We start from the raw sequence: 25,458 nt of genomic DNA, 5'->3' as shown, positions 1-25,458 counted from the left end.
AGTGATTTGCACCTTGTTCATGAGTTTTATTTTTTATCTTATAAAAGGTCTTTCTATGAAAAAATGTATTCACGCTGTTTTTCTTATTGTTCCTATGTTGTCATTAACGGCTTGTGTGACGTCATCATCTACGGCGAATAATGAGGCTGAAGTTGCCTATGCGCATATGATAAAAACATATCAAAGTAAACATCAAATTGATACTACGTCTTCCACTGCAAAACGTATAAGAAAAATTTTTAATCATATGGTGCCTTATGCCACAACCGAAAATAAAACTGGCAACCAACTTAAATGGGAAGTTAATGTGGTGAAATCAAATGAATTAAATGCTTGGGCAATGCCTGGTGGAAAAATGCTATTTTTTACAGGGATCGTGGATAGATTAAAACTGAATGATAATGAAATTGCTACTATAATGGGGCATGAAATGTCGCATGTTTTATTAGAACATGGATGGAAAGGGGAGAATTTAAAACAATGGACGAGAATATTTACCGATACGAGTAAGTTTGAACAGCCCACCGATATTGGTGGTGCGGTTGTAGGGCTAGCGCAAGCTACGATCGCTTTGGCGGTAAATATAGGGGTGGAAAACACCTTTTCTCGTAGCCAAGAATCTGATGCGGATAAATTAGGGTTAATGCTGATGGCAAAATCTGGTTACAATCCAAAAGATGCGCCAAATTTATGGAAAAAATTTAATATTGCCAATAAAGATTCTGACAGTAAATTTAAACAATTATTGTCAACCCATCCAACCCATGAGTCGAGATATAAAGCCATGGAAGAAAATTTGCCTGCGGCGATAGCGCTTTATAATCAATCTCGTAAGGTGTCGAAATAAGGTTATGTAAAATCGGTTAATCAATATTGGTAAAAAAGGATACTCATCAATCAAAAATCAACGACTTGTTGTTAAAATGCTTGGTTGTATTTAGTCATAAAAATTTGCACCTTACTTAGTTGGTTATTAGTCCAACTTTTGGGGTGCAGATTATTTATTCTGCCTTTATTTATGATTTTACTTATTTTGACGCATAATGAGCAAAAGCACCCCATGCACATACAAAGATAAGGAATACCACTAATCCAAATGTCCAACCCATTTTATAACTCCTTTGTCATTTTTCGGAATTTTCGTCCGCTGTATAACCCAACATAGAAAGCAACCCCTAGAACAATTGAATTAAATATTTTAATATTCATAGGATCTTCTCTATATAGAATAACAGGAACAGCCAGAATTGCAACTCTTGCAATATCAATTGACAACTTTGCCCAATCTTCTAAGGTTTCTTTTTCGTATGGTTTGTCAAATAAATTAAGCATATAAACCTCAATAACATGTATATATAAACAATTTATCGTGATAATATATGGTTAATATGACAGTGTCAATGCTTTTTTGATTTACTTTAGGGAAATATGCTATATTTCGGTTAAATTTATTAAAAATAAGGATCCCCTATGAAACTTTGGTATTCCACCACTAGCCCCTTTGTGCGTAAAGTCTTAGCCGTGATTCAACATCATCAGTTGCAAGATAAAATTGAAATGTTGCCGATTCAATCCTCTTTTGATCCCCAATCTCCCCATAATCAAGATAATCCGCTAGGACGTGTGCCGGCGTTGCAACGTAATTGTGGGCGTTGGTTGTTTGGAAGTTTGTTGATTGCGGAATATTTGGATAATAAAGGAAAAAATACGACCTTGTTTCCGAAAGAGGGCAAAGCGCGTTGGAATGTATTGGCGTTACATAATTTAGCGGATGGCATTATGGAAAATACGTTGCCGATTATTTCGGAAAAAATGCTACGACCAGAGGCCGAATGGTGGACAAGTCGTCATCAGCAATTAATGGATCGCAATTTACGCAGTTTTGCGCAGTTGGAGCAAAATTTAGCGGAATTTGGTACCGAATTAAATATCGGCACGATTTGTGCGGTCTGTGTGATTGATTGGTGGGCATTTCGTGCGGAAAAATTAGGCATAGATTTTGGCAAAAGTTTTCCAAATCTAGTAAAATGGTCGGACGAGATGAATGTCATCCATAAGGTGTTAGCGGAAACAGCACCCAAATAGGACAAAGGAAGAATAAAATAATCATGGGAAAACCGACTTTACTTGCACTGGATACCTCAACCGAGGCCTGTTCCGTGGCGTTATTACATCAGGGCGAAATCACCCATTTAGATGAAGTGGCACAGCGCACCCATACCAAACGCATTTTGCCAATGATTGATGAAATTTTAGGGCTATCTGGCTTGACATTAAATCAGTTGGACGCCTTGGTGTTTGGTCGTGGGCCGGGCAGTTTTACCGGCGTGCGAGTAGGGGCAAGCGTGGCGCAAGGTTTGGCCTTTGGGGCCGATTTGCCGGTGATTGCGGTGTCCAATTTAACGGCTATGGCACAAGCGGCTTATGTGCAACAGCAGGCGGAGCAAGTGCTTTGTGCCATTGACGCTCGTATGAATGAAGTGTATTTTTCAGCCTTAAAAGCCGAAAAAGTGCGGGGCGAATTTGGCGAGTTTTTGCATTGGCAAGAAATGTTGAGTGAGCAAGTTTGTTCGCCAGAGCATTTGCTAGAACAATGCCAAACTTTAACAGGGCCGTGGGCGACCGTTGGCACGGGGTGGCAAGCCTATCCCTTGTTGAGTGAGTTAGGCAACAGCAGTAAAATTACCTTGCCATCCGCAAAATATATGTTATCTGTTGCCATGCCAATGTGGTTTAATCAAGAGATAATTTCCGCCACGGACATTGAACCCATTTATTTGCGCAATGAAGTAACTTGGCAGAAATTGCCGGGTAGAGAATAGCGTTTCAACCAGAAAGGAGGAGTTATGATAAAAAGAGGCTTTTTTTTCACCGCACTTTTATTGACGGTGAGTGGGTTAGTGGGGTGTGTCAATCCCCCGCAAGGGTTGGAAAAAGATGAATTTACCATTCAAAATCTAAAAGATATTGAGGCGGATCATTATGCTTGCCAATGTAAACAGGTGCGTTTGGGCGGCAAAGTGTTGGCGGTAAATGCGTTGAAAGATAAAACCAAAATTGAAGTGTTGAGTTTGCAAGTGTCCTCTTATTCAGCTAAACCAGTGATAGACGGGAGCAGTAATGGACGTTTTATTGCCTATGTGGACGGCTTTGTGGATCCTGTCAGTTTGAAAGATCAATATATTACGGTGAAAGGCAAATTAACTGGCAAAGAAACCGGCAAAATTGATCAGGCGGATTATCATTATCCTGTGGTCGCTGTGGATACGTTGAAACAATGGCGTTTAGTGCAAGAATATTATTATGATCCTGATGATTGGGATGATTACCGCTTTGGTTTCGGTATGCGTTGGGGACGTTTTGGTGGGCTTTGGTTGGCGCAACCTAAAGTGCGTTATGTCTTACAGTAACATTAAATAAGAATAAAAAGGATTGGTATGGAAAAGTTATGGCTTGATAATTATCCGCAAGGGGCAGAAAAAGAGATTGATATTCAGAAATATCATCATTTATTGGATATGTTTGAACGTGCGGTGCAAAAACACCCTGATCGTCCCGCTTATATTAATATGGGACAGGTGCTAACCTTTCGTAAACTGGAAGAACGCAGCCGAGCTTTTGCGGCCTATCTACAAAATGAATTACAGCTCAAACGTGGCGACCCTGTGGCCTTAATGATGCCAAATTTATTGCAATATCCGATAGCGTTGTTTGGCGTGTTGCGTGCAGGTCTAGTGGTGGTGAATGTTAATCCGCTTTATACGCCACGAGAGTTAGAACATCAACTCCAAGATAGCGGTGCGGTGGCCATTGTGGTGGTGTCTAACTTTGCCTCAACCTTGGAAAAAGTGGTGTTTAACACCGCCGTTAAGCATGTGATTTTGACCCGTATGGGCGATCAGCTTTCTTTTGGTAAGCGGACGTTGGTCAATTTTGTGGTGAAATATGTGAAAAAATTGGTGCCAAAATACAAATTGCCCAATGCAGTGACCTTTCGTGAAGTGTTGAGCGTGGGAAAAAATCGTCAATATGTGCGCCCTGAATTGGAATCCTCTGATCTCGCCTTTTTGCAATATACCGGTGGCACCACCGGCGTGGCGAAAGGCGCCATGTTGTCCCATGGCAATATGACCGCTAACGTTATGCAAGCCCGTTGGATTGCCGAGCCTTTTGTGGGAGGTAATCAACGTGAGCGTACCGCCATTTTGCCGTTGCCGTTGTATCATGTGTTTGCTTTGTGTGCCAACTGTTTATTATTTATTGAGCTTGGCATTACGGCTGTATTGATTACTAATCCACGTGATATTGAGGGTTTTATTAAAGAATTGAAAAAACACCGTTTTGTGGCCTTAACGGGGGTGAATACGTTATTTAATGCCTTGTTAAATAATGAAAATTTCAAAGAAGTGGATTTCTCGGCGTTAAAATTAACGGTGGGGGGCGGTATGCCAGTACAGCAAGCCATTGCTACACGTTGGCATGAGTTGACCGGTTGTAATATTATTGAGGGCTATGGCTTAACCGAATGCTCGCCTTTGGTTGCAGCCTCAACGGTAGATTGTTTGGTACATGACGGCAGTATCGGGTTGCCGGTGCCGAATACGGATATTAAAATTCTGAAAGAAGATGGCAGTGAAGCAAGTTTAGGTGAGGCCGGTGAACTTTGGGTCAAAGGCGCACAAGTGATGCAAGGCTATTGGCAACGTCCAGAGGCCACCAGCGAAGTGTTAAAAGACGGGTGGTTGGCTACCGGTGACATTGTCACAATAAATGAAAAAGGCATTTTACGCATTGTGGATCGCAAGAAAGACATGATTTTAGTCTCAGGTTTTAATGTGTACCCAAATGAAATTGAAGATGTGGTCATGCTCAATGACAAAGTGGCAGAAGTGGTGGCTATTGGTGTGCCACACGAAGTATCGGGTGAAACGATAAAAGTTTTCGTGGTGAAAAAAGACGATAGCCTAACCCGTGATGAACTGCGTCAACATTGCCGTCAGCATTTAACCGGTTATAAAATTCCAAAAGAAATTGAATTCCGTGACGAATTACCGAAAAGTAATATTGGTAAAATTTTACGCCGAGTGTTGCGTGATGAAGAATTGGCCAAACGTCCGAATAATGAATGATGATAAAAGAAATCCAAAATACACCGCACTTTCAGGTAATCACGGATAATCAGGGGCTTGCTCAAATTTGTGAGCAAGCTCAACAGCATTCGGTGGTGGCGTTAGATACCGAATTTATTCGTGTACGCAGTTATTACCCCAAATTAGGCTTAATTCAACTGTATGACGGTGAGCAAGTGAGCTTGATTGATCCCAACGACATCAATGATTTTTCGCCTTTTATTGCGTTATTAGCGAACCAGAATGTGCTGAAAGTGTTACACGCTTGCTCGGAAGATTTGGAGGTTTTTCAGCATTATTTTCAACAGTTGCCCACGCCATTACTGGATACGCAAATGATGGCGAATTTCTTGGCGTTTCCCAACTCCACAGGGTTTGCTAGCTTGATTCAGCATTATTTTGACCTTGCCTTGGATAAAGGGGCATCACGTACGGATTGGCTTGCTCGTCCATTATCCGCAACGCAATTAGCATATGCGGCCGCAGATGTGTGGTATTTATTGCCCTTGTATCACAAAATGGCGGAACAACTGGCGCAAATGCCATGGCAAGGGGAGAGTAGCATACAAAGTGCGGTGCAATTTGATTGCCATTTATTACTGGAAAAAGCCCAAAAAAGCAAAGATCCTGATAAGGCTTATGTGAATATTCCCAACGCTTATAAACTCAATGCAGAGCAATTAATGCGATTAAAACTGTTGGCAAGTTGGCGACAAGGTGAGGCGATAAAACGTGATCTTGCATTAAATTTCGTCGTTCGTGCAGAAAGTTTATTTTTAGTGGCCATGCACAATCCGAAAAATACCTCAGCATTATTACAACTTGGCATTAATCCGCAAGAAGTCCGTATTCATGGGAAAAAAATGCTACAACTTATTGAGCAATTAAAACGCCTTGATCCCGCTGATTATCCCTCACCCATGGTGAGATTTTCCGAAGATCCTCGTTATAAAAAAGCGATCAAAGCCTTACGTGAAAAACTCCAAGAAATTGCACCGCACAATTTCGCCAGTGAAGTGATTGCAAGCCGTAAAAGTTTAGAGAAATTAATGAAATGGGTTTGGTTAAAACAAAAAGATCCCAATAAATTGCCCGATTTAATGCGAGATTGGCGTGAACCTTTTGGTCGAAAATTGTGTGAGCTATTGGAAAACCATTAACGGTGAAATTTTTATGTACAAAAAGCATTCTTTTATTGCATAAATCCAAAAAATCTCGTAGAATTTCGCCTGTTTTGCTCATGTTAACGGAGCAAGGAAAGAAATCATATCTTCTGTGATGAACGGAAAAATATGAGGTAAAATAAATTGACGAGAGGAATAGGACTATCAAACCTGTAAAACGTGTTCAGACCAACCGAGCTCATCGCCTTAATGATGAAATTCGTGTGAAAGAAGTTCGCTTAACTGACCAAGACGGCGAACAAGTAGGTATCGTATCAATTCAAGAAGCATTAGCAAAAGCTGAAGAAGCTGAGTTAGACTTAGTTGAGATTAGCCCAAATGCTGAACCGCCAGTTTGTCGTATTATGAACTACGGTAAATTTATTTACGAGAAAGAAAAAGCGGCTAAAGAACAGAAGAAAAAACAAAAAGTCGTTCAAATAAAAGAAATTAAATTCCGTCCGGGTACCGATATTGGTGATTACCAAGTCAAATTGCGTAACATTATTCGATTCTTAGAAGATGGCGACAAAGTAAAAATTACTGTACGTTTCCGTGGTCGTGAAATGGCTCACCAAGACATTGGTTTAGATGTGTTGGCTCGAGTGAAAGAAGATACCGCAGAAATTGCGGTGGTGGAATCGGCGCCAGGGAAATTAGAAGGTCGCCAAGCTATTATGGTGATTGCACCGAAGAAGAAATAATTTTTCATTGAATTTTTTCGTTCAGTGAGAAATCTAAAGCCGATCAGGCACACTCAGCAGCCTGATGGCTTTTATGTTATAACAGGGTGAAAACCACTGTTATCATTAGTGTGATAAATACGAGCTTTACAAGTAATGTTGCAAAACATTCGCCTATTTATCGTTTTTTAAACAAAACAATGCGGAGTTATTAAACAATGCCTAAAATTAAAACAGTACGTGGTGCTGCGAAGCGTTTCAAGAAAACAGCTTCTGGCGGTTTCAAGCGTAAACAATCTCACTTACGTCATATTTTGACTAAGAAAACCACTAAACGTAAACGTCATCTACGTCATAAATCCATGGTTGCGAAAGCAGACCAAGTTTTAGTTGTAGCGTGCTTGCCATACGCCTAAGCACAAGCGTTCATTAGTAAATTTTAGTTAAACATATACATTAGGAGATTAAATAATGGCTCGTGTAAAACGTGGTGTTATTGCAAGAGCGCGTCATAAGAAAGTTCTTAAGGCCGCTAAAGGTTATTATGGTGCACGTTCACGTGTGTATCGCGTTGCTTTCCAAGCAGTGATTAAAGCTGGTCAATATGCTTACCGTGACCGCCGTCAACGTAAACGTCAATTCCGTCAATTATGGATTGCTCGTATCAACGCTGCCGCTCGTCAAAACGGTTTATCTTACAGCAAATTCATCAATGGCTTGAAAAAAGCCTCTGTTGAAATCGACCGTAAGATTTTAGCTGACATCGCTGTATTCGATAAAGTGGCTTTTGCTGCTTTAGTTGAAAAAGCAAAATCTGCGCTTTAATATTTAAAGCATAGAAAATTAGGACGCTGTTTAGCGTCCTTTTTTGTTTCTTAACTCACCTTATGGTAAAATGCGCCTTTATTTTATAAGGAATTATCCCGTGACTAAAAGTAAACAAGACTATCAATGGCCAGATCCTATGACCTTATACCCGAATCGTGGCAAAAAATCCTATCGTTTAAAACGTTTTCGCTTTCATTTACGCTCTTGGTTAAATCGCCGTTATGTGCAAGCGTTCGAGTCGTTTGTCAATCAATCAATCAATCTTATTGAGTTGCTAAAGCCCCGTCCTAATTATAGCTATCCTGTAGTACATCGTTTCTTAGATAAACGTTTTAATGCTCGTCAACGATTCCAAGTTGTGTGTGATAATCTCACTTTTTTGCCCGAAAAATTACAACATCAAGGGATTCCACCCTTATGGGAACAACCAATCAACTTTGGCGAAATTATTCCCGATTTTGAATTGCTTTTGATGCTCAATGAACATCAAGCAATGGAAGGTTATTGGACATTAGAACTTCGTCATCGCCCAACACAAGAATTGATTTATTTATTGACCTTTGGAAAAATTGATGAAGCCTTACTGATTGGGGTTATTCAAGGGCCGAATATTGAGGGGTCAAAAGAAATCGTGAAGCTGTTGACTAAAAAATGTCACGGACTTCGCCCTGCTTATTTTATGGTTGAGGCGATGAAAGCTCTTACTCAAGTATTGGGGTATGAAAAATTACTCGGTATTCCGCAAAAATACCAAAATAAATCTCGCTGGATACAAAGTAAACGTTATATTGTCAATTATGATACTATTTTCCGTGAATGTGCGGGTGTTTTAGGTCAATATTGGCAACTTCCGCTGCATTCTGCCACAAAATCGTTAGAAGATATTCCGAGCCATAAACGCTCAATGTATCGCAAACGCTATGCGATGTTGGAGAATTTAGGGCAAATCATGGCAGAAAAATTAATAAAATCTGACAAATAAAAAATAACCCTGTACTTAATTATTACAGGGTTAAAAATCTTGATAATGTGCGTGATTAAAGCACTTTCACAATACTCTCACACAAATGACGAATATTATCTTCGGTAATACCTGCCACATTAATACGACCAGAACGTACTGCATAAATCGCAAATTCATCTTTTAAGCGATCTACTTGATCTGCATTTAATCCACTGAAAGAGAACATACCATTTTGTTGCGTAATAAAGCCAAAATCTTGTGTTGCACCAAATTCTTTGAGCAATTCAACAAATTTTGTACGCATCGCTTTAATACGATTACGCATTTCGGTTAATTCATCTTCCCATTGTTTACGTAATACGGGATCCGCCAACACAATGGCAACCGTTGCTGCACCATGTGAAGCTGGGTTAGAATAGAGTGTACGAATAATCGCTTTGACTTGTGTCAGTGCGGTTACAGCAATTTGTTCATTTTCTGCGACTAACGTAAATGCCCCAACACGCTCACTGTATAAACCGAAGTTTTTAGAGTAAGAACTAGAGATTAATAACTCTTTGTGATTTGCGGCAAAAGTACGTAAACCAATCGCATCTTCTTCTAAACCGTTACCTAAACCTTGATAAGCAAAATCGAATAATGGCAACCAACCATTTTTGGCTGACAAGTTGGCTAATTGCTGCCATTGTTCTGGCGTTGGGTCGATACCCGTTGGGTTATGACAGCAACCGTGTAGCAATACCACATCTCCCTCGCTAGCATTACTTAAATCGGCAATTAGGTTATCCCAATCTAAGGCTTTACGTTCAGCATCGTAGTAACGATATTCACGAATAGTCATGCCAACCGCATTGAAAATAGCATTGTGGTTTGGCCATGTTGGCGTGCTAATCCACACATTCTGTGCTTTGGTTTGACGTTTAATAAATTCTGCTGCAATACGCAATGCCCCTGTACCACCAAGACTTTGTACGGTTTTGGCTCGGCGTTGGGTAACGATTTCTGAACCCTCACCAAACAATAAGATTTTGGTACGTTCATTAAAATCTGCTACACCGTCAATCGCTAAATAATTTTTTGTCGTTTCAATTTCAAATAAACGTTGTTCTGCTTCTTTAACCGCTTTCATAATCGGTGTTGAACCATGTGCATCTTTATAGACACCAATACCTAAATTAATTTTATTAGCACGGGTTTCAGATTTAAATGCTTCACCTAAACCTAAAATGGGATCAGCGGGAGCTGCTGTAATATTCTCAAACATGATAATTTTCCTTATATAAATGATATGTCAGTGTTTTATTTTATACTGATAACAGTTAAAAAATGCAAGTTATTATTCTATAAAAAGTAGCTAATTTTTAGATTCTTTGATGAAAACAAAAAAATTATGGCTAATAATTATTTAATTTACTAATTGCCCAGTTTAAACCAGATTGATAATCTTCAGGTAGCACTTGGCGTAAATTTTCTAATTGAGTGATTAGCTGTAATTTATCCACATGGGTAAAATTAATATGCCCAACTTTTCGTCCTTCTCTTACCTCTTTTCCATACCAATGTAATTGACTAAATGGGATATTGAGCCATTGTGGGTTATGTTGTGTACCGATTAAATTGACCATTACACTTGGTGCAAAGATTTCTAATTTAGGCGTTGGTAAATCTAATAATGCTCGCAAATGCAATTCAAATTGGCTAATTGAGCAGCCGAGTTGAGTCCAATGTCCGCTGTTGTGAACTCGAGGGGCTAATTCATTGATTAATAGCTGATTTTTAACCACAAAACATTCCATTGCCATGACACCTACATAGTTGAGTTTGTACATCACTTTGCCAAGCATTTGTTCTGCTTGTGGTTGTAAATGAATATTTGAATTGTCGGCAACGCTATAACGTAAAATACCGTTTTGCTGTAAATTATGAGTTACAGGATAAAAGCGAGTTTCACCATTTCTAAATCTAGCGCCCACAATGGATACTTCACCATCAAAGGGAATAAATTTTTCCGCAATCACTTCACCGAATAAGTCATCTGTAATCACATCTTGATTTTCTGGTGTAACAATCCATTGTCCTCGACCATCATAACCACCAGTACGGCGTTTTATTACCACTTTTTCACCTATTTCGGTAAAAATATGCTTAAAATCCACCGCACTTTTTACTAATGCCCATGGCGAAGTTGGAAGATTTAATTCATTTAACAGAGATTTTTGGGTAAACCGATCTGCGGTAGTGGCAAACACTTTTTGATTAACAAATTTATCATGATTGCCGAGCATTTCAGTTAAAGGCGTTGGTTCCCAACGTTCAATTTCCGCCGTAATAATGGCATCTTTTGGCAAATCAAATAGGGGAGCGTTAAAGTCTAATGGTTCAACATTAATATCTAAAGGGGCTCCAGCATAACGTAACATACGCCCAAGTTGACCATTGCCTAGAACATAAATAGTAGGATATAAAGTACTTTGTTGCATAATAAAAAATCTCAAAAAAAAGCACCGCACTTTTTATGACAAAGTGCGGTTAAAATTAATCAACTTCTTGGATCTGGATTATCCAACACCACATTGGTTTGATTTTCACGGAATACTTTTAAACGCACTAATAATTCTGTATCCCAAGCGGCTAAAATTTGAGCTGCTAATAATCCTGCATTAGCTGCACCCGCAGGACCAATAGCTAATGTGCCGACAGGAATGCCTTTTGGCATTTGCACGATAGAATAAAGACTATCAATTCCGCTTAACATAGAACTTTTTACTGGCACACCTAATACAGGTACCAAGGTTTTTGCAGCGATCATGCCAGGTAAATGTGCGGCTCCGCCAGCACCAGCAATAATCACTTTGAAACCGTTTTTTTCAGCAGTTTCTGCAAAGCTAAACAATTTGTCTGGTGTACGGTGAGCGGATACCACTTCCACGTGATAAGGGACATTTAATTCATCTAAGATTTGAGTGGCTTCTTGCATTGTCGCCCAGTCGCTTTTTGAGCCCATCACAATAGCAATTTGTGGCTGTTGATTAGACATATTGGATTTCCGTTAGAAAAAATGAATTGTAGAAAATAGGCCATAGAATAGCATAAATTCAGGCTTTTAGGCAAACGATTGCTATATGCTTTACATTAATAAAAAAATTATTCATTGTTTGATTTTAAAAGAGTGCGTTGTTGAATCGTCTTATCATCTTTATACTGAAATTGCGCGGTCAATTTGATTTGGTGTTGACAGACAAGGCAAATTAAAAAGCGAGGGGTTGAAATCTGAATAGAAATCCTTATAATACAAGAAAGGGCGGACCGAGGTCCGCCCCTAGTTGGGTTGCCAGTCTAGCTAAACGCTTGCGGTGTGTCGCCAGACAGCAACAAGATGATTGTAATGAGCAGCGCCCATTTTAACCACGTCGGCATACTTGCCTCCTTATCAGTTTTAGTTTTAAGCTAAGCTGATCGAGACTTTCAGCGGTCTGACGGCAATCAGACTACGTGAGCCTGACCAACCATGGGCGATTATAACACAAATAGCCACTTTTGAAAGTGGCTATTTGTTTTTTTGTATAGTATTTTATGATAAAAATACAGTTGAAAGATTTATAGAAAGATTTATAATACAAGAAAGGGCGAACCGAAGTCCGCCCTTGGTTGGGTTGCTATCTGACGATAGGGGTATCAGCAGTTAGCATGAAGATAATGATCAAGATGAGTAAAATCTTCAACCATTTCATACATCATCACTTCTTTAGATCGGTAAGATTTGGGAGGATATCGCTAACCCGAGTTCCAGTCGGGAAAGCGATAACACACCCGACCAACCACGGGCGATTATAACACAAATAGCCACTTTGAAAAGTGGCTATTTGTTTTTTTATATAGTGTTTTATGAGATAAATTACAGGTTATAACGTGGCTTGTTTCATTGCTTTCACAAATTCCGCCAACTCTTTCAAGCATTGAGCGTGATTATTCAAATTTTTCTCAATAATCTTCACCGTTGCCGAGCCTGAAATTGCTCCCGCTACGCCCATAGCTAACGCATCACGCACCTGTTGCGGTTGAGCAATACCGAAACCTTGCAAAATCGGAGGTGCATTATGGGCTTTTAGACGTTCGACTAAATCATCTAAATTTTTCGCATGACTTTGGTTTTCCGCACTGGTGACACCGGCACGAGAAACCAAATAGGTATAGCCTTTGGATTTTTCTGCCACGCCTTTAATGGTCGCCTCGTCCGCATTCGGTGGGCAAATAAAGACAGGTTGAATACCGTATTTTTCTGCGGCTTGAATATAATCTTGACTGGCTAATAACGGAATATCCGCCACAAGTACCGCATCCACGCCTACGGCTTGACAGCGTTGATAAAAACCGTCTAGGGTTTGCGCATAAATTAAATTGGCACAAAGCAATAAGCTAATCGGAATCTCAGGATATTTTGACCGCACTTTTTCGATCAGTTGAAAACTTTCTTCGGTACTGCAGTTTGCTTTTAAAGCACGGTTATTGGCGGCTTGAATCACAGGGCCATCTAACAAAGGATCCGAGAAGGGAAAACCAAGTTCTAAGGCATCTGCACCGTTATCCACAAGCGTACAAATAATCTCAAAAGAACGATTAAAGTCAGGATCGCCTAAGGTAACAAATGGCACAAATCCACCTTGATTTTTTGCTTTTAAATTGTCAAATAGGGTAGCAAAACGACTCATTATAGGATCCCTCTTTCAGTAAAAATTTTATCTACGGTAAAAATATCTTTATCACCACGACCTGATAAATTCACCACCAATAATTGTTCTTTTTCTGGTGCTTGTTTTGCCATTTTTAACGCATGAGCTAAAGCGTGGGAGCTTTCTAGAGCAGGAATAATGCCCTCGTGTTGAGCTAATTCTCTGAACGCATTTAAGGCCTCATCATCGGTAATGCTAGGGTACTCGGCACGTCCAATGCTGTTTAAATAGGCATGTTGTGGGCCAACGGATGGGAAATCTAATCCTGCGGAAATGCTGTAAGATTCTTCAATTTGGCCGTCTTCCGTTTGCATAATCGGCGATTTCATGCCGAAATAAATACCCGGTTTTCCCTCACCTAATGGGGCACCATGTTCACCTGTTTCAATGCCTTTTCCTGCCGGTTCAATACCGATTAAACGTACGCTTTTTTCTTCGATAAAATCCGCAAACATACCAATCGCATTGGATCCACCACCTACGGCTGCAATCACGGCATCAGGTAAGCGTCCCTCTTTTTCTAAAATTTGGCGTTTGGTTTCTTCGCCGATCATTTTTTGGAATTCACGTACAATGGTCGGGAAAGGGTGAGGGCCGGCTGCGGTACCGATTAAATAGTGGGTCGTGTCATAATTGGCTGCCCAGTCACGCATGGCCTCACAGCAGGCATCTTTGAGTGAACAAGATCCTTTTTGCACTGGAACGACTTCTGCTCCCATTAATCGCATACGAAACACATTCGGTGATTGACGCTCTACATCTTTTGCCCCCATATAAACCAAACAAGGCATGCCAAGCATCGCACAAGCGAGAGCGGTTGCGACACCATGTTGCCCCGCCCCTGTTTCGGCAATAATGCGAGTTTTGCCCATGCGTTTTGCCAATAAAATTTGGCCTAACACTTGATTGGTTTTGTGGGCGCCACCGTGCAACAAGTCTTCACGTTTGAGATAAATTTTGGTTTTGGTGCCTTTGGTGATATTTTTACACAGGGTTAATGCTGTCGGACGACCGGCGTAATTTTTGAGTAAATCTTGAAATTCGGCTTGAAATTCGGGATCCTCTTTGGCATCGACAAAGGCTTTTTCTAACTGTTTGAGTACGGGAATCAGAATTTCTGGCACATACATGCCGCCAAACTCCCCAAAATAGGGATTGAGTAACGTATCTGTCATTATATTTCCTTACATAAATGATTATTGAATAACTGTTATACTATTGCACTAGTACATAAATGTAAAGGGATTTTGTGAAAAAAATAGCACAAGGCTGACTTGTGCTATTTGGGGTGGCATTATTTAATTAATTTTTGCTCTTTCACAAATTCTTCAGCAAGATGATATGAACCGAAAGAATTGAGATGATCTAAATCTTGGTATAATGGAATGCCATTAAAAAAGAAATTTTTAGGAATATAAGCATTTAAATCGACTAAATGGATTTGTGGATAATCTTTTATGATTTCCATAAATTTTTTATCGCCCGCTTCATATTCTGCCACTCTTTCTTTTTGACTACGGAGAAGTTCATCTAAATCAATAGAAAAACCACGTAGGATTAAATGGTGCATTTTCATACCAGAGTAAGGTGAACGGGGATTATCCCTAAACACATACAAGGTTTTATTTTTGCTTAAAATATAATCTAAAGTGTCTCTAAGCGCTTTTTCACCATTCTCACTTCCTAATAATGACTCCCAACGACCGGCCAAAAGTATTGTGTCATATTTATCTAGATTTTTTGAACCGTAGCGTCTAAATTCATTGCAATCTTCATTACGATGAGAAAAATCATTGTAAATAAATTGGCAACCGCCTACGGCATAAAAATCAGCAGACCACTTTTCTTTTTTCCCAACGTAATCCACAAATTCTACATAATGCAACATATGCGAATCTCCCATGGCGAGAATATGAATAGGTTGTTCGCTATCACCAATTTGGCAAAAGGCTTTATCGCCGTAACATTGATTATTTTTCACAACATAAGGGGAGAAATCAACACTCGTTGGCATATTTCTTGTGTGGTTCAGTAAGGTGATAGTTGGAATAAATAACGCCACATAAACCCCAAGTATCATTAAAAATTGTTTAGTGGATAGATTTTTGATTCTACGGATAGGCTGTTCAATCACATAATAAGAAATGATTGCGCCAACCGCTGCAATAAATAAGGCAAGGCAAGTTAGTTCCAAAGATAAAATAGAGTGAGATTGATAATATCTAAAGAATGCCAAGATCACCCAATGCCACAAATAAAGCGAATAAGATAGCAAACCAATTCTAACCGACCATTTGTGGACTAAAATATTTTTTGTGCTGTTATAGGGGAATAGAATTAATAACGCAGTAATAAGGCTAATCGCAATCTGCTCAATATAGCCGTCCCCTATGAGATAATCTTTCGGTATCGCCAAACAAACTAGCATTGCAATTAATAAAGCGTAGGTAGTTTTTCCATTACCTTGTTTCACGGGTAAGAAAGAAAATAATGCCCCAATTAACAGTTCATAAGCTCGTAAATGAGGAAGATAATATTGTTGTAAGTGAGTTGGAATAAATTTCGCCAACAGGCTTGCAACAATCAAAACACTAATTAAAATAATTGCGGATTGCGGATTGCGGATTGCGGATTGCGGATTGCGGATTGCGGATTTTAGCGGTTATTTTAAATAATGCAAACAATAATACAGGAAAAACAAAATAAAATTGTTCTTCGGTAGCTAATGACCAAAAATGCAATAAAGGGGTTTCATAACCTTCAACATTGAAATAACCGTTTTGTCGAGCAAAATACATATTACCTTCAAAGGACAGCACAGCTCTTAAAGAACGCAAAAATGGAATCGCATCTTCTCTGGCGAGTAAAAAAGAGCCAATTGCCAATGCGACCACTAACACGGTAATTAAGGCAGGCAAAATCCGCTTCGCACGGCGTTTATAGAAAGTTAAAAAAGAAAAACGGTTTTCTTGCATTTCTTGGCTAATTAATTTGGTAATCAAATAACCTGAAATCACGAAGAAAATATCCACCCCTAAAAAGCCACTTGGCAATAAATAGGGATTGGCGTGATAAATAATCACGGATAGCACGGCGATGGCTCGCAGTCCATCAATATCAGAGCGGTATTTTAAACTCATAAAAAATTTCCTTTAGTAGAGAGTGGCTAAAATAATTTGTTCAGGATCGATTTTTGCCCAAACCTGTTGCCCGACATCAAATTCTTGTTGATGTGGTGCCGTGGCACAAAATTCGAGTTGGTCATTGATTGCCAGTAAAACTTCTTTGCTATCGCCTTTGTCTAAAATTGACGAAACTTGAACAGGGAATAGATTTTTTTCATCTGATGGATATTGGCTCATATCCGTATGAATTTTTACCCATGGTGCTTTGATCATCAACATGACTTCCTTGCCCCAACTTAGCTGTAAACGCACCGCACTTTTTTGCGTAATCCACGCGTAAATAGGTTGAGTAAGAGAGGGTAATTCAATTTCTACCATGGCATTAAGTTGATGAATGATACATTGTTTGACTTTGCCAAAAAGCTGATTTCTAGCACTACTTTGCAAAGAAAAACGAGCCGTTGCACTTAATAAACTATTTAATGGAATCTGTTCATCTTGCAGAATATTAAACGCTTTTTCTTGGGTTTGTTCTAATAAATCATAGAGTTGTAACAGACGTTCAGCGTAAGTGGTTAATGCAGTACCGCCACCATTTTTGCCCCCTACGTTACGTTCTAAGATAGGTTTAGGGCTAATTTCGTCCATTGCTGCTAAATGATCCCACGCACTTTTATAGCTCACTTTGGCATTTTTCGCGGCTTGATTGATGGAGCCACATTTTTGAATTTCTTTTAATAAACGAATGCGTTTGGGATCCACAAAAAGTTCTTGATGTAATTTTATAGTAAGTAAGATTTCGGTGTGCATTTTTTCGTCCTATTAAATGGTTTTGGCTATTTTAAAGGAAATCATTTGATTCTTGTAGCTTTTCTTTTCTAATTCATTATATAATTTAGGCGATAACGTTAGTCATTATACAAGGAGAAAAAATGAAATTAACGATGAAAAAACTCGCATTAGTTGTGGGTGTAGGTTTAATCATGAGCCAAAGTGCGATGGCAAAAGTCACTGTTTTTGCTGCTGCGTCAATGACCAACGCTTTACAACAAGTGGCAGATGATTATAAAAAAGTCAAACCAAGTGAAGAAGTGGTGTTCTCTTTTGCCTCTTCTTCTGTGTTGGCCAAACAAATTGAACAAGGCGCACCAGCGGATATTTTTGTTTCAGCCGATTTAAAATGGATGGACTATGTGGCAGAGAAAGATGCCATTGTCAAAGATAGCCGTGCCATTTTAGTGGGTAACAGCCTTGTGATGATTGCACCGAAAGACAGCAAAATTGACAGCGTGGATTTAAGCAATGACAAATGGCAAAAAGCCTTAGACGGTCATTTCTTAGCTGTGGGCGATCCTGATCATGTACCAGCAGGTAAATATGCTAAAACCGCATTAACCCATTTAGGTCAATGGAGCAGTGTAGAAAGCAAATTAGCTCGTGCCAACAACGTACGTGCAGCGTTAGCATTAGTGGAACAAGCGGAAAGCCCATTAGGTGTGGTTTATGGTACCGACGCAGCCGCAAGTCAAAAAGTGAAAGTGGTTGCCACTTTCCCTGAAGATAGCCATCCACCAGTAGAATATCCAGTGGCATTAATCAAAGATCACGACAGTGCAGATGCCAAAGCCTTTTTGGATTATTTAAAATCTGATGAGGCGAAAAAAGTGTTGATTAGCTTTGGTTTCACAGGAAAATAATTAAAAAATAAGCAATTATATGTAATTCGTGTGACCTACGTCACAAAAATGAACATTGCTATTTGCAATCATAAAAATATTTCATTATTATGACCGCACTTAAAACAAGTGCTATGATAAATAGCCAGACATATTTTGCTTTCCGAGTAGTGCCTTGAAATATAGGCACTTTTTTTATGCTTAATTTCGGATAAAAACAAAAAAACGCTACCTTAAAGACAGCGTTTTAGTAAATGGTGCGACTAGCTGGACTCGAACCAGTGACCCCCACCATGTCAAGGTGGTGCTCTAACCAACTGAGCTATAGTCGCATATTTGAAATATGAAGAATGAGATTATTCTCAAAAGTGCGGTAATAATATAGAAAGATTTTGTGAAAAACAAGTTCTTTTTTCACCGCACTTTTCAATTGCTTAATCTTTCAACGCTTGGATCTTTTGAATGACGTTGCTGGTGGAGCAACCATTTTCAAAATTCAAGACTTGAACATCACCGCCATTGGCCCAGACTTCTTTGGCGCCCGCAATATCTTCAGGATTGTAATCTCCACCTTTAACTAATAAATCAGGTAAGATTTCAGCAATTAAACGTTGTGGCGTGTCTTCATCAAAGGCAACCAGCCAGTCCACCGAAGATAAGCCTGCGAGTACCGCCATGCGACTGGCTAAATCGTTGATTGGGCGTGTTTCGCCTTTTAAGCGTTTAACGGAATGATCGGTGTTCACCGCAACGATTAAGCGATCGCCGAGTTTTCGGGCGTTTTCTAAGTAGGAAACATGACCAGGGTGCAAAATGTCGAAACAACCGTTGGTCATTACAATTTTTTCGCCCCGATCTTTGGCTAATTGCACTGCCGTTTTGAGTTCGCTTTCATTCATAATACCAAAGCCAGTCGAGGTTCTGCCATGAATGGCGTTTTCTAATTCCACCGTCGATACCGTAGAGGTACCGAGTTTTCCTACCACAATACCGGCAGAAATATTGGCTAAATAACAAGATTCTTCAAAAGAACGACCATCTGCGAGAGCGGTAGCAAGCACGCTGATGACGGTATCGCCTGCACCGGTGACATCAAACACTTCTTTGGCCACGGTTGGCAAGTGATAGGCCGGTTGGTTTGGACGTAATAAGGTCATGCCTTTTTCTGAACGTGTGACTAAAAGTGCGGTTAAATTAATATCAGAAATCAGCTTTAAGCCTTTTTCAATAATATCTTCTTCGCTGTGGCATTTTCCCACCACCGCCTCAAATTCGGACATATTCGGCGTTAATAAGGTGGCGCCACGGTAGCGTTCAAAGTCAGTCCCTTTTGGATCGATCAAAACTGGCACATTGGCTTGGCGTGCGATTTGAATCATCTTTTGAACTTCCGCTAGGGTGCCTTTGCCGTAGTCGGAGAGAATTAACGCACCGACATTTTTCACCGCACTTTCTAATTTTTGTAATAAATCATTGGTCGGGACTTGATGAAAATCTTCTTCAAAATCAAGACGTAATAGTTGTTGATGACGAGAGAGGATACGTAATTTAGTAATGGTCGGATGGGTGTCTAATTTAACAAAATTACACTCAATTTTTTGTTGTTCTAATAAGTGCGTTAAGGCAACCCCTGTTTCATCATGACCAATTAAGCCGAGCAATTCAACTGGTACGTTCAGTGAGGCAATATTCATCGCAACGTTAGCGGCACCGCCTGCGCGTTCTTCATTTTCTTGTACACGAACCACTGGAACCGGTGCCTCTGGCGAAATGCGATTGGTGGCACCAAACCAGTAGCGGTCTAACATCACATCACCAAGAACTAACACTTTTGCATGGGGAAATTGTGCAGAGAATTGATTCATAAAATATGTCCTAATAGTATAGAATAAAAATATTTTTGCTGATTTTACCACAGCATAAAACAGTTTGGCTTAAAATTTCGATGAAATTCGGTTAAACTATGCGGAGTTTATTTATTGAGGGGCATTATGTCGGAAAATCATCATCCTTATCCAAGGTTTCAAAAAGCGTTTCTGCATCCTAAATACTGGGGATTTTGGTTAGGCTTGGGATTATATTGGTTACTATTATGTTTGCCTTATCCTTGTTTGGTGAAAATTGGCAGTGGATTAAGTGGGTTATTTAAGCGGTTAAAAGTCGGCAAACGTCGAGCCCAAATTGCACAGCGTAACCTTGAATTAGCCTTTCCCGAATGGTCAGCACAACAGCGAGAAGAAGTCTTACAAGCGCATTTAAATAATGTGGGCATGGCCATTATTGAAACTGGAATGGCGTGGTTTTGGTCGGATCGGCGGATTAAAAAATGGTCTAAAGTAGAGGGCGTGGAGTATCTAAAAGAAAATGCCAAAGACGGGATTATTTTAGTGGGCGTGCATTTTTTAACCTTAGAATTAGGGGCGAGAATTGTCGGGCTGTATCACCCAGGGATTGGGGTGTATCGCCCTAATGATAAGCCGATTATGGACTGGTTACAGGCGTGGGGAAGAATGCGTTCAAATAAGCATTTATTGGATCGGAAAAATTTGCGAGCCATGGTAAAAGCACTCCGCCAAGGGGATACGATTTGGTATGCCCCCGATCATGATTATGGGCGAAAAAGTGCGGTGTTTATTCCGTTTTTTGCGGTGCAAGATGCCGCCACAACCACAGGATCTTATTATTTACTGAAAGCCTCCCCCACCAGTAAGGTCATTCCTTTTGCACCGTTACGCAATAAGGATAATTCAGGTTATACCGTCACCATTTCTCCGCCGGTGGATTTCACGGATGTGAGTTCAGAAAAAGAGATTGCGATTCGGATGAATCAGGTGGTGGAAAGTGAAATTATGAAAGGGGTGGATCAGTATATGTGGTTACACCGCCGTTTTAAAACCGAACAAGACGGCGATGACGGCAAAAAATATCGTTAAGAACAGGTGAATTTTACCGCAAGTTATGGTAAAACTCGTTAAATTATTTTATATCGACAAATAGGAAAGAAAATTTATGTCAAATTTACAAGCAATCATTGAAAATGCCTTTGAAAAACGTGCAGAGATTACTCCAAAAACCGTTGACGCTGAAACACGTTCAGCTATTGAACAGGTTATTGAGGGATTAGATAAAGGCACTTATCGTGTGGCAGAAAAAATGAATGGCGAATGGGTCACTCATCAATGGTTGAAAAAAGCTGTGTTACTTTCATTTCGTATCAACGATAACCAAGTGATTGATGGTGCAGAAACCAAATATTATGACAAAGTGGCATTGAAATTTGCTGATTACACCGAACAACGTTTTGCTGAAGAAGGTTTTCGTGTTGTGCCGTCAGCCACCGTGCGTAAAGGGGCCTATATTGCAAAAAATTGCGTGTTAATGCCGTCTTATGTGAATATCGGGGCTTATGTGGGCGAGGGTACCATGGTGGATACCTGGGCAACTGTGGGATCTTGTGCTCAAATTGGTAAAAACGTGCATTTATCAGGTGGCGTAGGCATTGGTGGGGTATTAGAACCGTTGCAAGCCAATCCAACTATTATTGGTGATAACTGTTTTATCGGTGCTCGTTCTGAAGTGGTTGAGGGTGTCATTGTGGAAGATGGTTGCGTGATTTCCATGGGCGTGTTTATTGGTCAATCTACACGTATTTATGATCGTGAAACCGGTGAAATTCATTATGGTCGAGTGCCTGCCGGTTCTGTGGTGGTATCGGGTAGTTTGCCGTCAAAATGCGGAAAATATAGTCTTTATTGTGCCGTGATTGTGAAAAAAGTGGATGCCAAAACCCTTGGTAAAGTCGGTATCAATGAATTATTGCGTACCATTGATGAATAAGACGATTGTTAAAAATTAAGCAATTAACAGGGCAAAGGGAACTTTGCTCTGTTTTTTTAGTCGAACGTGAAACCATTTGATTTAATCAAATGACTTGAATTGTAAAGAGAGTGTAAAATTTTTTGCATTTTACAATAAAATTGTTCACAATATGCAACCATCGGCAAGACCGATATTATTAAACAAACATTTATTTAGGGAAAAAAACAATGAAAAAATCAGTATTAGCAACATTAGTATTAAGTTCAGTATTCGCATTAGCCGCTTGTGATCAAGCATCAAAAGATCAAATGTCATCTAAAGTAGAAGAGGCAAAAGCAAGCGTAGTTGAAGCCAAAGATGCGACGGTTGAAGCAGCAAAAGAAATGAAAGATGTTGCCGTAGAAAAAGCAACCGAAGCCAAAGATGCCATGGTAGAAAAAGCAGGCGAAGCTAAAGATAAAATGGTAGAAATGAAAGACGCAGCGTCAGACAAAATGACCGAGATGAAAGATTCAGCCTCAGACAAAATGACAGAAATGAAAGACGCAGCGTCAGACAAAATGACTGAGATGAAAGATTCAGCGTCAGACAAAATGACTGAGATGAAAGATTCAGCGTCAGACAAAATGACTGAGATGAAAGACGCAGCCTCAGACAAAATGACAGAAATGAAAGATGCAGTGAAAGAAAAAGCGGCTGCCGCAGCAGACGCTGTTTCAGAGAAAGCAGCAGAAGTAAAAGAGGCTGTAACGAAATAATTCGTTTTGAATTTCACTGAAAGGAAACCAAATTGGTTTCCTTTTTTTATTATCAATTATGTGCTAGAATCAGCGGTCAATCAGTGTTTATTTATAAAGGAAACAAAATGCAAGTATTAGAAGGCGTATTAGCCGCACCCAATGCAAAAATTGCCGTCGTAGTGGCTCGTTTTAATCATTTTATTAATGACAGTTTAGTAGATGGGGCGATTGATGCGTTAAAACGTGTTGGTCAAGTGAAAGATGAAAATATTACCTTGGTGAAAGTCCCAGGGGCTTATGAATTGCCATTAGCCGTTCGCCGTTTAGCGGATAGCAAAAAATATGACGGTATCGTTGCTTTGGGTACGGTTATTCGTGGTGGTACCGCCCATTTTGAATATGTGGCAGGCGAAGCGAGCAGTGGAATTGGTCATGTTTCTCTTGATGCGGATATTCCCGTGGCATTTGGTGTATTAACCACCGAAAATATTGAACAAGCCATTGAGCGTGCAGGCACCAAAGCAGGCAATAAAGGGGCTGAGGCTGCATTAGTCGTGTTAGAAATGATCAACTTACTTGATCAAATTAAATAACAATGGGCAATCCTATGACTGAACCAGTGAAGAAACCCTCAGCACGTCGTCGTGCCAGAGAATGTGCTGTACAAGCCTTGTATTCTTGGGCTGTTTCGCAAAATGAGGCCGCAGAAGTGGAATTGGCTTTTGTGTCTGAGCAAGATTTAAAAGGCGTAGATGTGGCCTATTTCCGTCAATTATTCCGTCAAACTGTGGATAATTTAGCGGCGGTAGATAGCACATTAGCACCTTTTTTAGACCGCACGTCGGAAGAATTAACTCCGATTGAAAAAGCCATTTTGCGTTTAGCGACCTATGAATTGAAATATGTGCTTGATGTGCCTTATAAAGTGGTGATCAATGAGGCTATTGAAGTGGCTAAAACCTTTGGGGCAGACGATAGCCATAAATATGTCAATGGCGTATTAGATAAAGTGGCACCGTCTTTAGGGCGTCGATAGTCCCCCTCACCCCAGCCCTCTCCCAAAAGGAGAGGGAGATTATACAATGTGTGGTAATTTAGTATGGCAAAAAGCGAATTTGATCTTATTGATACCTTTTTCACACAGCAAACTGTACAACGTGCGGATGTACAACTCAATATTGGCGACGATTGTGCATTAACCACCATTCCAATGGGCAAATCCTTGGCCATTACCACCGATACCATGGTGGAAAATTCGCATTTTTATCCAAATATTGATCCCCGAGATTTAGGTTATAAAGCCGTGGCCACCAATTTAAGCGATTTGGCCGCCATGGGGGCTGAACCTGCATGGATTTCGTTAGCTTTAACCTTGCCGAAAGCAGATGAAAATTGGTTACGCGCTTTTAGTCAGGGCATGTTTGACATCCTTAATGAACACAATGTTGCTTTAATCGGTGGTGATACCACCAGTGGAAGCGTGCCGTCTATTACCATTACTGCCCAAGGATTTGTGGAAAAAAACACCGCACTTCGGCGTGATCAAGCGAAAGTAGGGGATTGGATTTATGTCTCTGGAACACTAGGAGATGGGTTAGCCGGTTTTTATTTGCTTTCCGATCTGTATCAAGGCAAGAAAAGTGAGGTGAATTTAGAAGAAAGCTATTTAATTCAACGTAATCTCAGACCGACCCCTAGAATTTCCCTTGGATTAGCTTTAACGCAACATCAATTATCCTGTTGTGCGTTAGATCTTTCTGACGGCTTAGTCGGCGATCTCGGGCATATTTTAGATCGAAGTGGGGTAAGTGCGGTGTTAAATCTAGAAGATTTACCCTGTTCTTCCGCTTTGGTCAATTTATATGGACGAGAACAAGCGGAGCAATTTGCTTTGCAAGGGGGCGAAGATTACGAACTTTGCTTTACGGTTCCCGATCATCAAAAAGCCTTATTGGAGCAACATTTAGCCCCATTAAAGGTGCCTTATACCTGTATAGGCCGTATCGTGGAAAAAAATCCACAGCAAAATATGATTTACCAACGACAGGGAAAAATGGTAGATTTACACATCTCTAGCTTTGAACATTTTAAATCATGACAGACAGCATAAAAACCCCATTACAACGACTTCGCCTAACCAACCCAGTGCATTTGCTTGCGGTGGGCTTAGGTTCTGGTTTAATTCATCCTGCCCCAGGTACTTGGGGCAGTTTGGCTGGATTATTACTCGGCATATTATTCATGCAAATTATGCCATTAAAAATATTCATTATTTTCACCGCAGTTTGCTTTTTTGTAGGCTGTTATTTATGCCAAAAAACCGCTGATGATATGGGTATCCATGATCATGGTTCCATTGTTTGGGATGAATTTGTCGGCATTTGGATCGTACAAATCGGCATGGTTGGATTGTTCGCCGAACATTGGATTATCGGCAATGTATTAGCATTTGTACTCTTTCGTTTATTTGATATTTGGAAACCCTTTCCGATTAAATATTTTGATCAAAAATTAGAAAGCGGTTTTGGGATTATGGTTGATGATGTGCTGGCCGCTGGCTATGCCGTGTTGGTTTATTTTTTGATGTCATTTGTGGTGTAA

The 25,458-nt window shown here is 40.0% G+C and carries 28 protein-coding genes and 1 tRNA gene; 18 read left to right on the top strand and 11 right to left on the bottom strand.

Annotated features, from left to right (window positions below):
- Positions 1-55 precede the first annotated feature (55 nt).
- On the top strand, positions 56-847 hold the full coding sequence (locus tag ACTG7X_RS05905) for a M48 family metallopeptidase (RefSeq protein WP_439257608.1): 792 nt from the start codon (positions 56-58) through the stop codon (positions 845-847).
- 263 nt (positions 848-1,110) lie between these two features.
- Here ACTG7X_RS05905 and ACTG7X_RS05900 read toward each other — a convergent pair whose 3' ends face one another.
- Positions 1,111-1,332, bottom strand: coding sequence for a hypothetical protein (locus ACTG7X_RS05900; RefSeq protein ID WP_439257607.1), 222 nt, complete (start codon positions 1,330-1,332; stop codon positions 1,111-1,113).
- A 138-nt stretch (positions 1,333-1,470) separates the two neighbouring features.
- On the opposite strand from ACTG7X_RS05900, the gene ACTG7X_RS05895 reads away from it, so the two are divergent.
- The 9 genes from ACTG7X_RS05895 (at position 1,471) to ACTG7X_RS05855 (ending at position 8,785) form a co-directional block, all read left to right on the top strand.
- Positions 1,471-2,085 (top strand): glutathione S-transferase, encoded by a 615-nt coding sequence (locus tag ACTG7X_RS05895; RefSeq protein ID WP_439257606.1) that lies wholly within the window; start codon positions 1,471-1,473, stop codon positions 2,083-2,085.
- A gap of 23 nt (positions 2,086-2,108) precedes the next feature.
- A complete protein-coding gene (gene tsaB / locus ACTG7X_RS05890) occupies positions 2,109-2,822 on the top strand; it encodes a tRNA (adenosine(37)-N6)-threonylcarbamoyltransferase complex dimerization subunit type 1 TsaB (RefSeq protein ID WP_439257605.1) in 714 nt (237 codons plus the stop codon).
- A gap of 24 nt (positions 2,823-2,846) precedes the next feature.
- Positions 2,847-3,410: a Slp family lipoprotein gene (locus ACTG7X_RS05885; RefSeq protein ID WP_439257604.1), complete on the top strand. Its 564-nt coding sequence runs from the start codon at positions 2,847-2,849 to the stop codon at positions 3,408-3,410.
- 27 nt (positions 3,411-3,437) lie between these two features.
- Positions 3,438-5,129 carry a long-chain-fatty-acid--CoA ligase FadD gene (gene fadD, locus ACTG7X_RS05880; RefSeq protein WP_439257603.1) on the top strand — a complete coding sequence of 564 codons (1,692 nt, stop codon included), beginning with the start codon at positions 3,438-3,440 and terminating at the stop codon, positions 5,127-5,129.
- Complete coding sequence (gene rnd, locus ACTG7X_RS05875) at positions 5,129-6,289, top strand: ribonuclease D (RefSeq protein ID WP_439257653.1); 1,161 nt, start codon at positions 5,129-5,131, stop codon at positions 6,287-6,289. The genes fadD and rnd overlap by 1 nt, the downstream gene beginning before the upstream one ends.
- Before the next feature lie 146 nt (positions 6,290-6,435).
- The gene (gene infC, locus ACTG7X_RS05870) at positions 6,436-6,996 is read left to right on the top strand and encodes a translation initiation factor IF-3 (RefSeq protein ID WP_439257652.1); all 561 of its coding nucleotides are present in this window, start codon (positions 6,436-6,438) and stop codon (positions 6,994-6,996) included.
- 197 nt (positions 6,997-7,193) lie between these two features.
- Positions 7,194-7,391: a 50S ribosomal protein L35 gene (gene rpmI / locus ACTG7X_RS05865; protein ID WP_005596065.1), complete on the top strand. Its 198-nt coding sequence runs from the start codon at positions 7,194-7,196 to the stop codon at positions 7,389-7,391.
- Between the two features lie 55 nt (positions 7,392-7,446).
- On the top strand, positions 7,447-7,800 hold the full coding sequence (gene rplT / locus ACTG7X_RS05860; protein WP_005596075.1) for a 50S ribosomal protein L20: 354 nt from the start codon (positions 7,447-7,449) through the stop codon (positions 7,798-7,800).
- Between the two features lie 139 nt (positions 7,801-7,939).
- A complete protein-coding gene (locus ACTG7X_RS05855) occupies positions 7,940-8,785 on the top strand; it encodes a VirK/YbjX family protein (protein WP_439257651.1) in 846 nt (281 codons plus the stop codon).
- 55 nt (positions 8,786-8,840) lie between these two features.
- On the opposite strand, the gene ACTG7X_RS05850 is transcribed toward ACTG7X_RS05855, so the two are convergent.
- From ACTG7X_RS05850 to ACTG7X_RS05815, 8 genes are all read right to left on the bottom strand, one after another.
- Positions 8,841-10,031 carry an amino acid aminotransferase gene (locus ACTG7X_RS05850; RefSeq protein ID WP_386686211.1) on the bottom strand — a complete coding sequence of 397 codons (1,191 nt, stop codon included), beginning with the start codon at positions 10,029-10,031 and terminating at the stop codon, positions 8,841-8,843.
- 130 nt (positions 10,032-10,161) lie between these two features.
- Entirely contained in the window at positions 10,162-11,247 is a 1,086-nt protein-coding gene (gene purK, locus ACTG7X_RS05845) for a 5-(carboxyamino)imidazole ribonucleotide synthase (RefSeq protein WP_439257602.1), read from the bottom strand.
- Between the two features lie 59 nt (positions 11,248-11,306).
- Positions 11,307-11,804, bottom strand: coding sequence for a 5-(carboxyamino)imidazole ribonucleotide mutase (purE, locus tag ACTG7X_RS05840; RefSeq protein WP_439257601.1), 498 nt, complete (start codon positions 11,802-11,804; stop codon positions 11,307-11,309).
- Between the two features lie 865 nt (positions 11,805-12,669).
- Positions 12,670-13,476 carry a tryptophan synthase subunit alpha gene (trpA, locus tag ACTG7X_RS05835; protein WP_439257600.1) on the bottom strand — a complete coding sequence of 269 codons (807 nt, stop codon included), beginning with the start codon at positions 13,474-13,476 and terminating at the stop codon, positions 12,670-12,672.
- On the bottom strand, positions 13,476-14,672 hold the full coding sequence (gene trpB, locus ACTG7X_RS05830; protein WP_439257599.1) for a tryptophan synthase subunit beta: 1,197 nt from the start codon (positions 14,670-14,672) through the stop codon (positions 13,476-13,478). Before trpB ends, trpA begins: the two co-directional genes overlap by 1 nt.
- 119 nt (positions 14,673-14,791) lie before the next feature.
- On the bottom strand, positions 14,792-16,066 hold the full coding sequence (locus ACTG7X_RS05825; protein WP_439257598.1) for an acyltransferase family protein: 1,275 nt from the start codon (positions 16,064-16,066) through the stop codon (positions 14,792-14,794).
- Between the two features lie 22 nt (positions 16,067-16,088).
- A complete protein-coding gene (locus tag ACTG7X_RS05820; RefSeq protein WP_439257597.1) occupies positions 16,089-16,637 on the bottom strand; it encodes an acyltransferase family protein in 549 nt (182 codons plus the stop codon).
- Positions 16,638-16,649: 12 nt separating this feature from the next.
- Positions 16,650-17,432, bottom strand: a complete 783-nt coding sequence (locus ACTG7X_RS05815; protein ID WP_439257596.1) for a TOBE domain-containing protein — start codon at positions 17,430-17,432, stop codon at positions 16,650-16,652.
- Between the two features lie 122 nt (positions 17,433-17,554).
- Between ACTG7X_RS05815 and modA the strand changes: the two genes are divergently transcribed.
- Positions 17,555-18,319 carry a molybdate ABC transporter substrate-binding protein gene (modA, locus tag ACTG7X_RS05810; RefSeq protein ID WP_439257595.1) on the top strand — a complete coding sequence of 255 codons (765 nt, stop codon included), beginning with the start codon at positions 17,555-17,557 and terminating at the stop codon, positions 18,317-18,319.
- 234 nt (positions 18,320-18,553) lie between these two features.
- On the opposite strand, the gene ACTG7X_RS05805 is transcribed toward modA, so the two are convergent.
- Together ACTG7X_RS05805 and hldE are read right to left on the bottom strand one after the other, a co-directional pair.
- Positions 18,554-18,630 (bottom strand) — tRNA-Val (locus ACTG7X_RS05805).
- Between the two features lie 102 nt (positions 18,631-18,732).
- Positions 18,733-20,163, bottom strand: a complete 1,431-nt coding sequence (gene hldE / locus ACTG7X_RS05800) for a bifunctional D-glycero-beta-D-manno-heptose-7-phosphate kinase/D-glycero-beta-D-manno-heptose 1-phosphate adenylyltransferase HldE (RefSeq protein WP_439257594.1) — start codon at positions 20,161-20,163, stop codon at positions 18,733-18,735.
- A 126-nt stretch (positions 20,164-20,289) separates the two neighbouring features.
- Here hldE and lpxL point away from each other — a divergent pair, with 126 nt between their 5' ends.
- From lpxL to ACTG7X_RS05765, 7 genes are all read left to right on the top strand, one after another.
- Positions 20,290-21,231 carry an LpxL/LpxP family Kdo(2)-lipid IV(A) lauroyl/palmitoleoyl acyltransferase gene (gene lpxL, locus ACTG7X_RS05795; RefSeq protein ID WP_439257593.1) on the top strand — a complete coding sequence of 314 codons (942 nt, stop codon included), beginning with the start codon at positions 20,290-20,292 and terminating at the stop codon, positions 21,229-21,231.
- A 76-nt stretch (positions 21,232-21,307) separates the two neighbouring features.
- Positions 21,308-22,135, top strand: a complete 828-nt coding sequence (gene dapD, locus ACTG7X_RS05790) for a 2,3,4,5-tetrahydropyridine-2,6-dicarboxylate N-succinyltransferase (RefSeq protein ID WP_439257592.1) — start codon at positions 21,308-21,310, stop codon at positions 22,133-22,135.
- Between the two features lie 209 nt (positions 22,136-22,344).
- Positions 22,345-22,875 carry a hypothetical protein gene (locus ACTG7X_RS05785; protein WP_439257591.1) on the top strand — a complete coding sequence of 177 codons (531 nt, stop codon included), beginning with the start codon at positions 22,345-22,347 and terminating at the stop codon, positions 22,873-22,875.
- Between the two features lie 107 nt (positions 22,876-22,982).
- Complete coding sequence (ribH, locus tag ACTG7X_RS05780) at positions 22,983-23,450, top strand: 6,7-dimethyl-8-ribityllumazine synthase (protein WP_439241824.1); 468 nt, start codon at positions 22,983-22,985, stop codon at positions 23,448-23,450.
- A 14-nt stretch (positions 23,451-23,464) separates the two neighbouring features.
- Complete coding sequence (gene nusB / locus ACTG7X_RS05775; RefSeq protein ID WP_439241822.1) at positions 23,465-23,893, top strand: transcription antitermination factor NusB; 429 nt, start codon at positions 23,465-23,467, stop codon at positions 23,891-23,893.
- 63 nt (positions 23,894-23,956) lie between these two features.
- Positions 23,957-24,955, top strand: a complete 999-nt coding sequence (gene thiL / locus ACTG7X_RS05770; protein WP_439257590.1) for a thiamine-phosphate kinase — start codon at positions 23,957-23,959, stop codon at positions 24,953-24,955.
- Positions 24,952-25,458, top strand: a complete 507-nt coding sequence (locus ACTG7X_RS05765; RefSeq protein ID WP_439257589.1) for a phosphatidylglycerophosphatase A family protein — start codon at positions 24,952-24,954, stop codon at positions 25,456-25,458. Before thiL ends, ACTG7X_RS05765 begins: the two co-directional genes overlap by 4 nt.

Origin of the sequence: Lonepinella sp. BR2271 (genome assembly GCF_051851515.1) — a bacterium.
Taxonomy (GTDB): Bacteria; Pseudomonadota; Gammaproteobacteria; order Enterobacterales; family Pasteurellaceae; genus Lonepinella.
Note: the sequence above shows the minus strand (reverse complement) of the source record. Positions and strands in the feature narration are given on the sequence as shown.

Bases quoted from the DNA above. Each gene is read 5' to 3' on its own strand.
- ACTG7X_RS05905 (WP_439257608.1), top strand. From the start codon at position 56: ATGAAAAAATGTATTCACGCTGTTTTTCTTATTGTTCCTATGTTGTCA.
- ACTG7X_RS05900 (WP_439257607.1), bottom strand. From the start codon at position 1,332: ATGCTTAATTTATTTGACAAACCATACGAAAAAGAAACCTTAGAAGAT.
- ACTG7X_RS05895 (WP_439257606.1), top strand. From the start codon at position 1,471: ATGAAACTTTGGTATTCCACCACTAGCCCCTTTGTGCGTAAAGTCTTA.
- tsaB (WP_439257605.1), top strand. From the start codon at position 2,109: ATGGGAAAACCGACTTTACTTGCACTGGATACCTCAACCGAGGCCTGT.
- ACTG7X_RS05885 (WP_439257604.1), top strand. From the start codon at position 2,847: ATGATAAAAAGAGGCTTTTTTTTCACCGCACTTTTATTGACGGTGAGT.
- fadD (WP_439257603.1), top strand. From the start codon at position 3,438: ATGGAAAAGTTATGGCTTGATAATTATCCGCAAGGGGCAGAAAAAGAG.
- rnd (WP_439257653.1), top strand. From the start codon at position 5,129: ATGATAAAAGAAATCCAAAATACACCGCACTTTCAGGTAATCACGGAT.
- rpmI (WP_005596065.1), top strand. From the start codon at position 7,194: ATGCCTAAAATTAAAACAGTACGTGGTGCTGCGAAGCGTTTCAAGAAA.
- rplT (WP_005596075.1), top strand. From the start codon at position 7,447: ATGGCTCGTGTAAAACGTGGTGTTATTGCAAGAGCGCGTCATAAGAAA.
- ACTG7X_RS05855 (WP_439257651.1), top strand. From the start codon at position 7,940: ATGACCTTATACCCGAATCGTGGCAAAAAATCCTATCGTTTAAAACGT.
- ACTG7X_RS05850 (WP_386686211.1), bottom strand. From the start codon at position 10,031: ATGTTTGAGAATATTACAGCAGCTCCCGCTGATCCCATTTTAGGTTTA.
- purK (WP_439257602.1), bottom strand. From the start codon at position 11,247: ATGCAACAAAGTACTTTATATCCTACTATTTATGTTCTAGGCAATGGT.
- purE (WP_439257601.1), bottom strand. From the start codon at position 11,804: ATGTCTAATCAACAGCCACAAATTGCTATTGTGATGGGCTCAAAAAGC.
- trpA (WP_439257600.1), bottom strand. From the start codon at position 13,476: ATGAGTCGTTTTGCTACCCTATTTGACAATTTAAAAGCAAAAAATCAA.
- trpB (WP_439257599.1), bottom strand. From the start codon at position 14,672: ATGACAGATACGTTACTCAATCCCTATTTTGGGGAGTTTGGCGGCATG.
- ACTG7X_RS05820 (WP_439257597.1), bottom strand. From the start codon at position 16,637: ATGAGTTTAAAATACCGCTCTGATATTGATGGACTGCGAGCCATCGCC.
- ACTG7X_RS05815 (WP_439257596.1), bottom strand. From the start codon at position 17,432: ATGCACACCGAAATCTTACTTACTATAAAATTACATCAAGAACTTTTT.
- modA (WP_439257595.1), top strand. From the start codon at position 17,555: ATGAAATTAACGATGAAAAAACTCGCATTAGTTGTGGGTGTAGGTTTA.
- hldE (WP_439257594.1), bottom strand. From the start codon at position 20,163: ATGAATCAATTCTCTGCACAATTTCCCCATGCAAAAGTGTTAGTTCTT.
- lpxL (WP_439257593.1), top strand. From the start codon at position 20,290: ATGTCGGAAAATCATCATCCTTATCCAAGGTTTCAAAAAGCGTTTCTG.
- dapD (WP_439257592.1), top strand. From the start codon at position 21,308: ATGTCAAATTTACAAGCAATCATTGAAAATGCCTTTGAAAAACGTGCA.
- ACTG7X_RS05785 (WP_439257591.1), top strand. From the start codon at position 22,345: ATGAAAAAATCAGTATTAGCAACATTAGTATTAAGTTCAGTATTCGCA.
- ribH (WP_439241824.1), top strand. From the start codon at position 22,983: ATGCAAGTATTAGAAGGCGTATTAGCCGCACCCAATGCAAAAATTGCC.
- nusB (WP_439241822.1), top strand. From the start codon at position 23,465: ATGACTGAACCAGTGAAGAAACCCTCAGCACGTCGTCGTGCCAGAGAA.
- thiL (WP_439257590.1), top strand. From the start codon at position 23,957: ATGGCAAAAAGCGAATTTGATCTTATTGATACCTTTTTCACACAGCAA.
- ACTG7X_RS05765 (WP_439257589.1), top strand. From the start codon at position 24,952: ATGACAGACAGCATAAAAACCCCATTACAACGACTTCGCCTAACCAAC.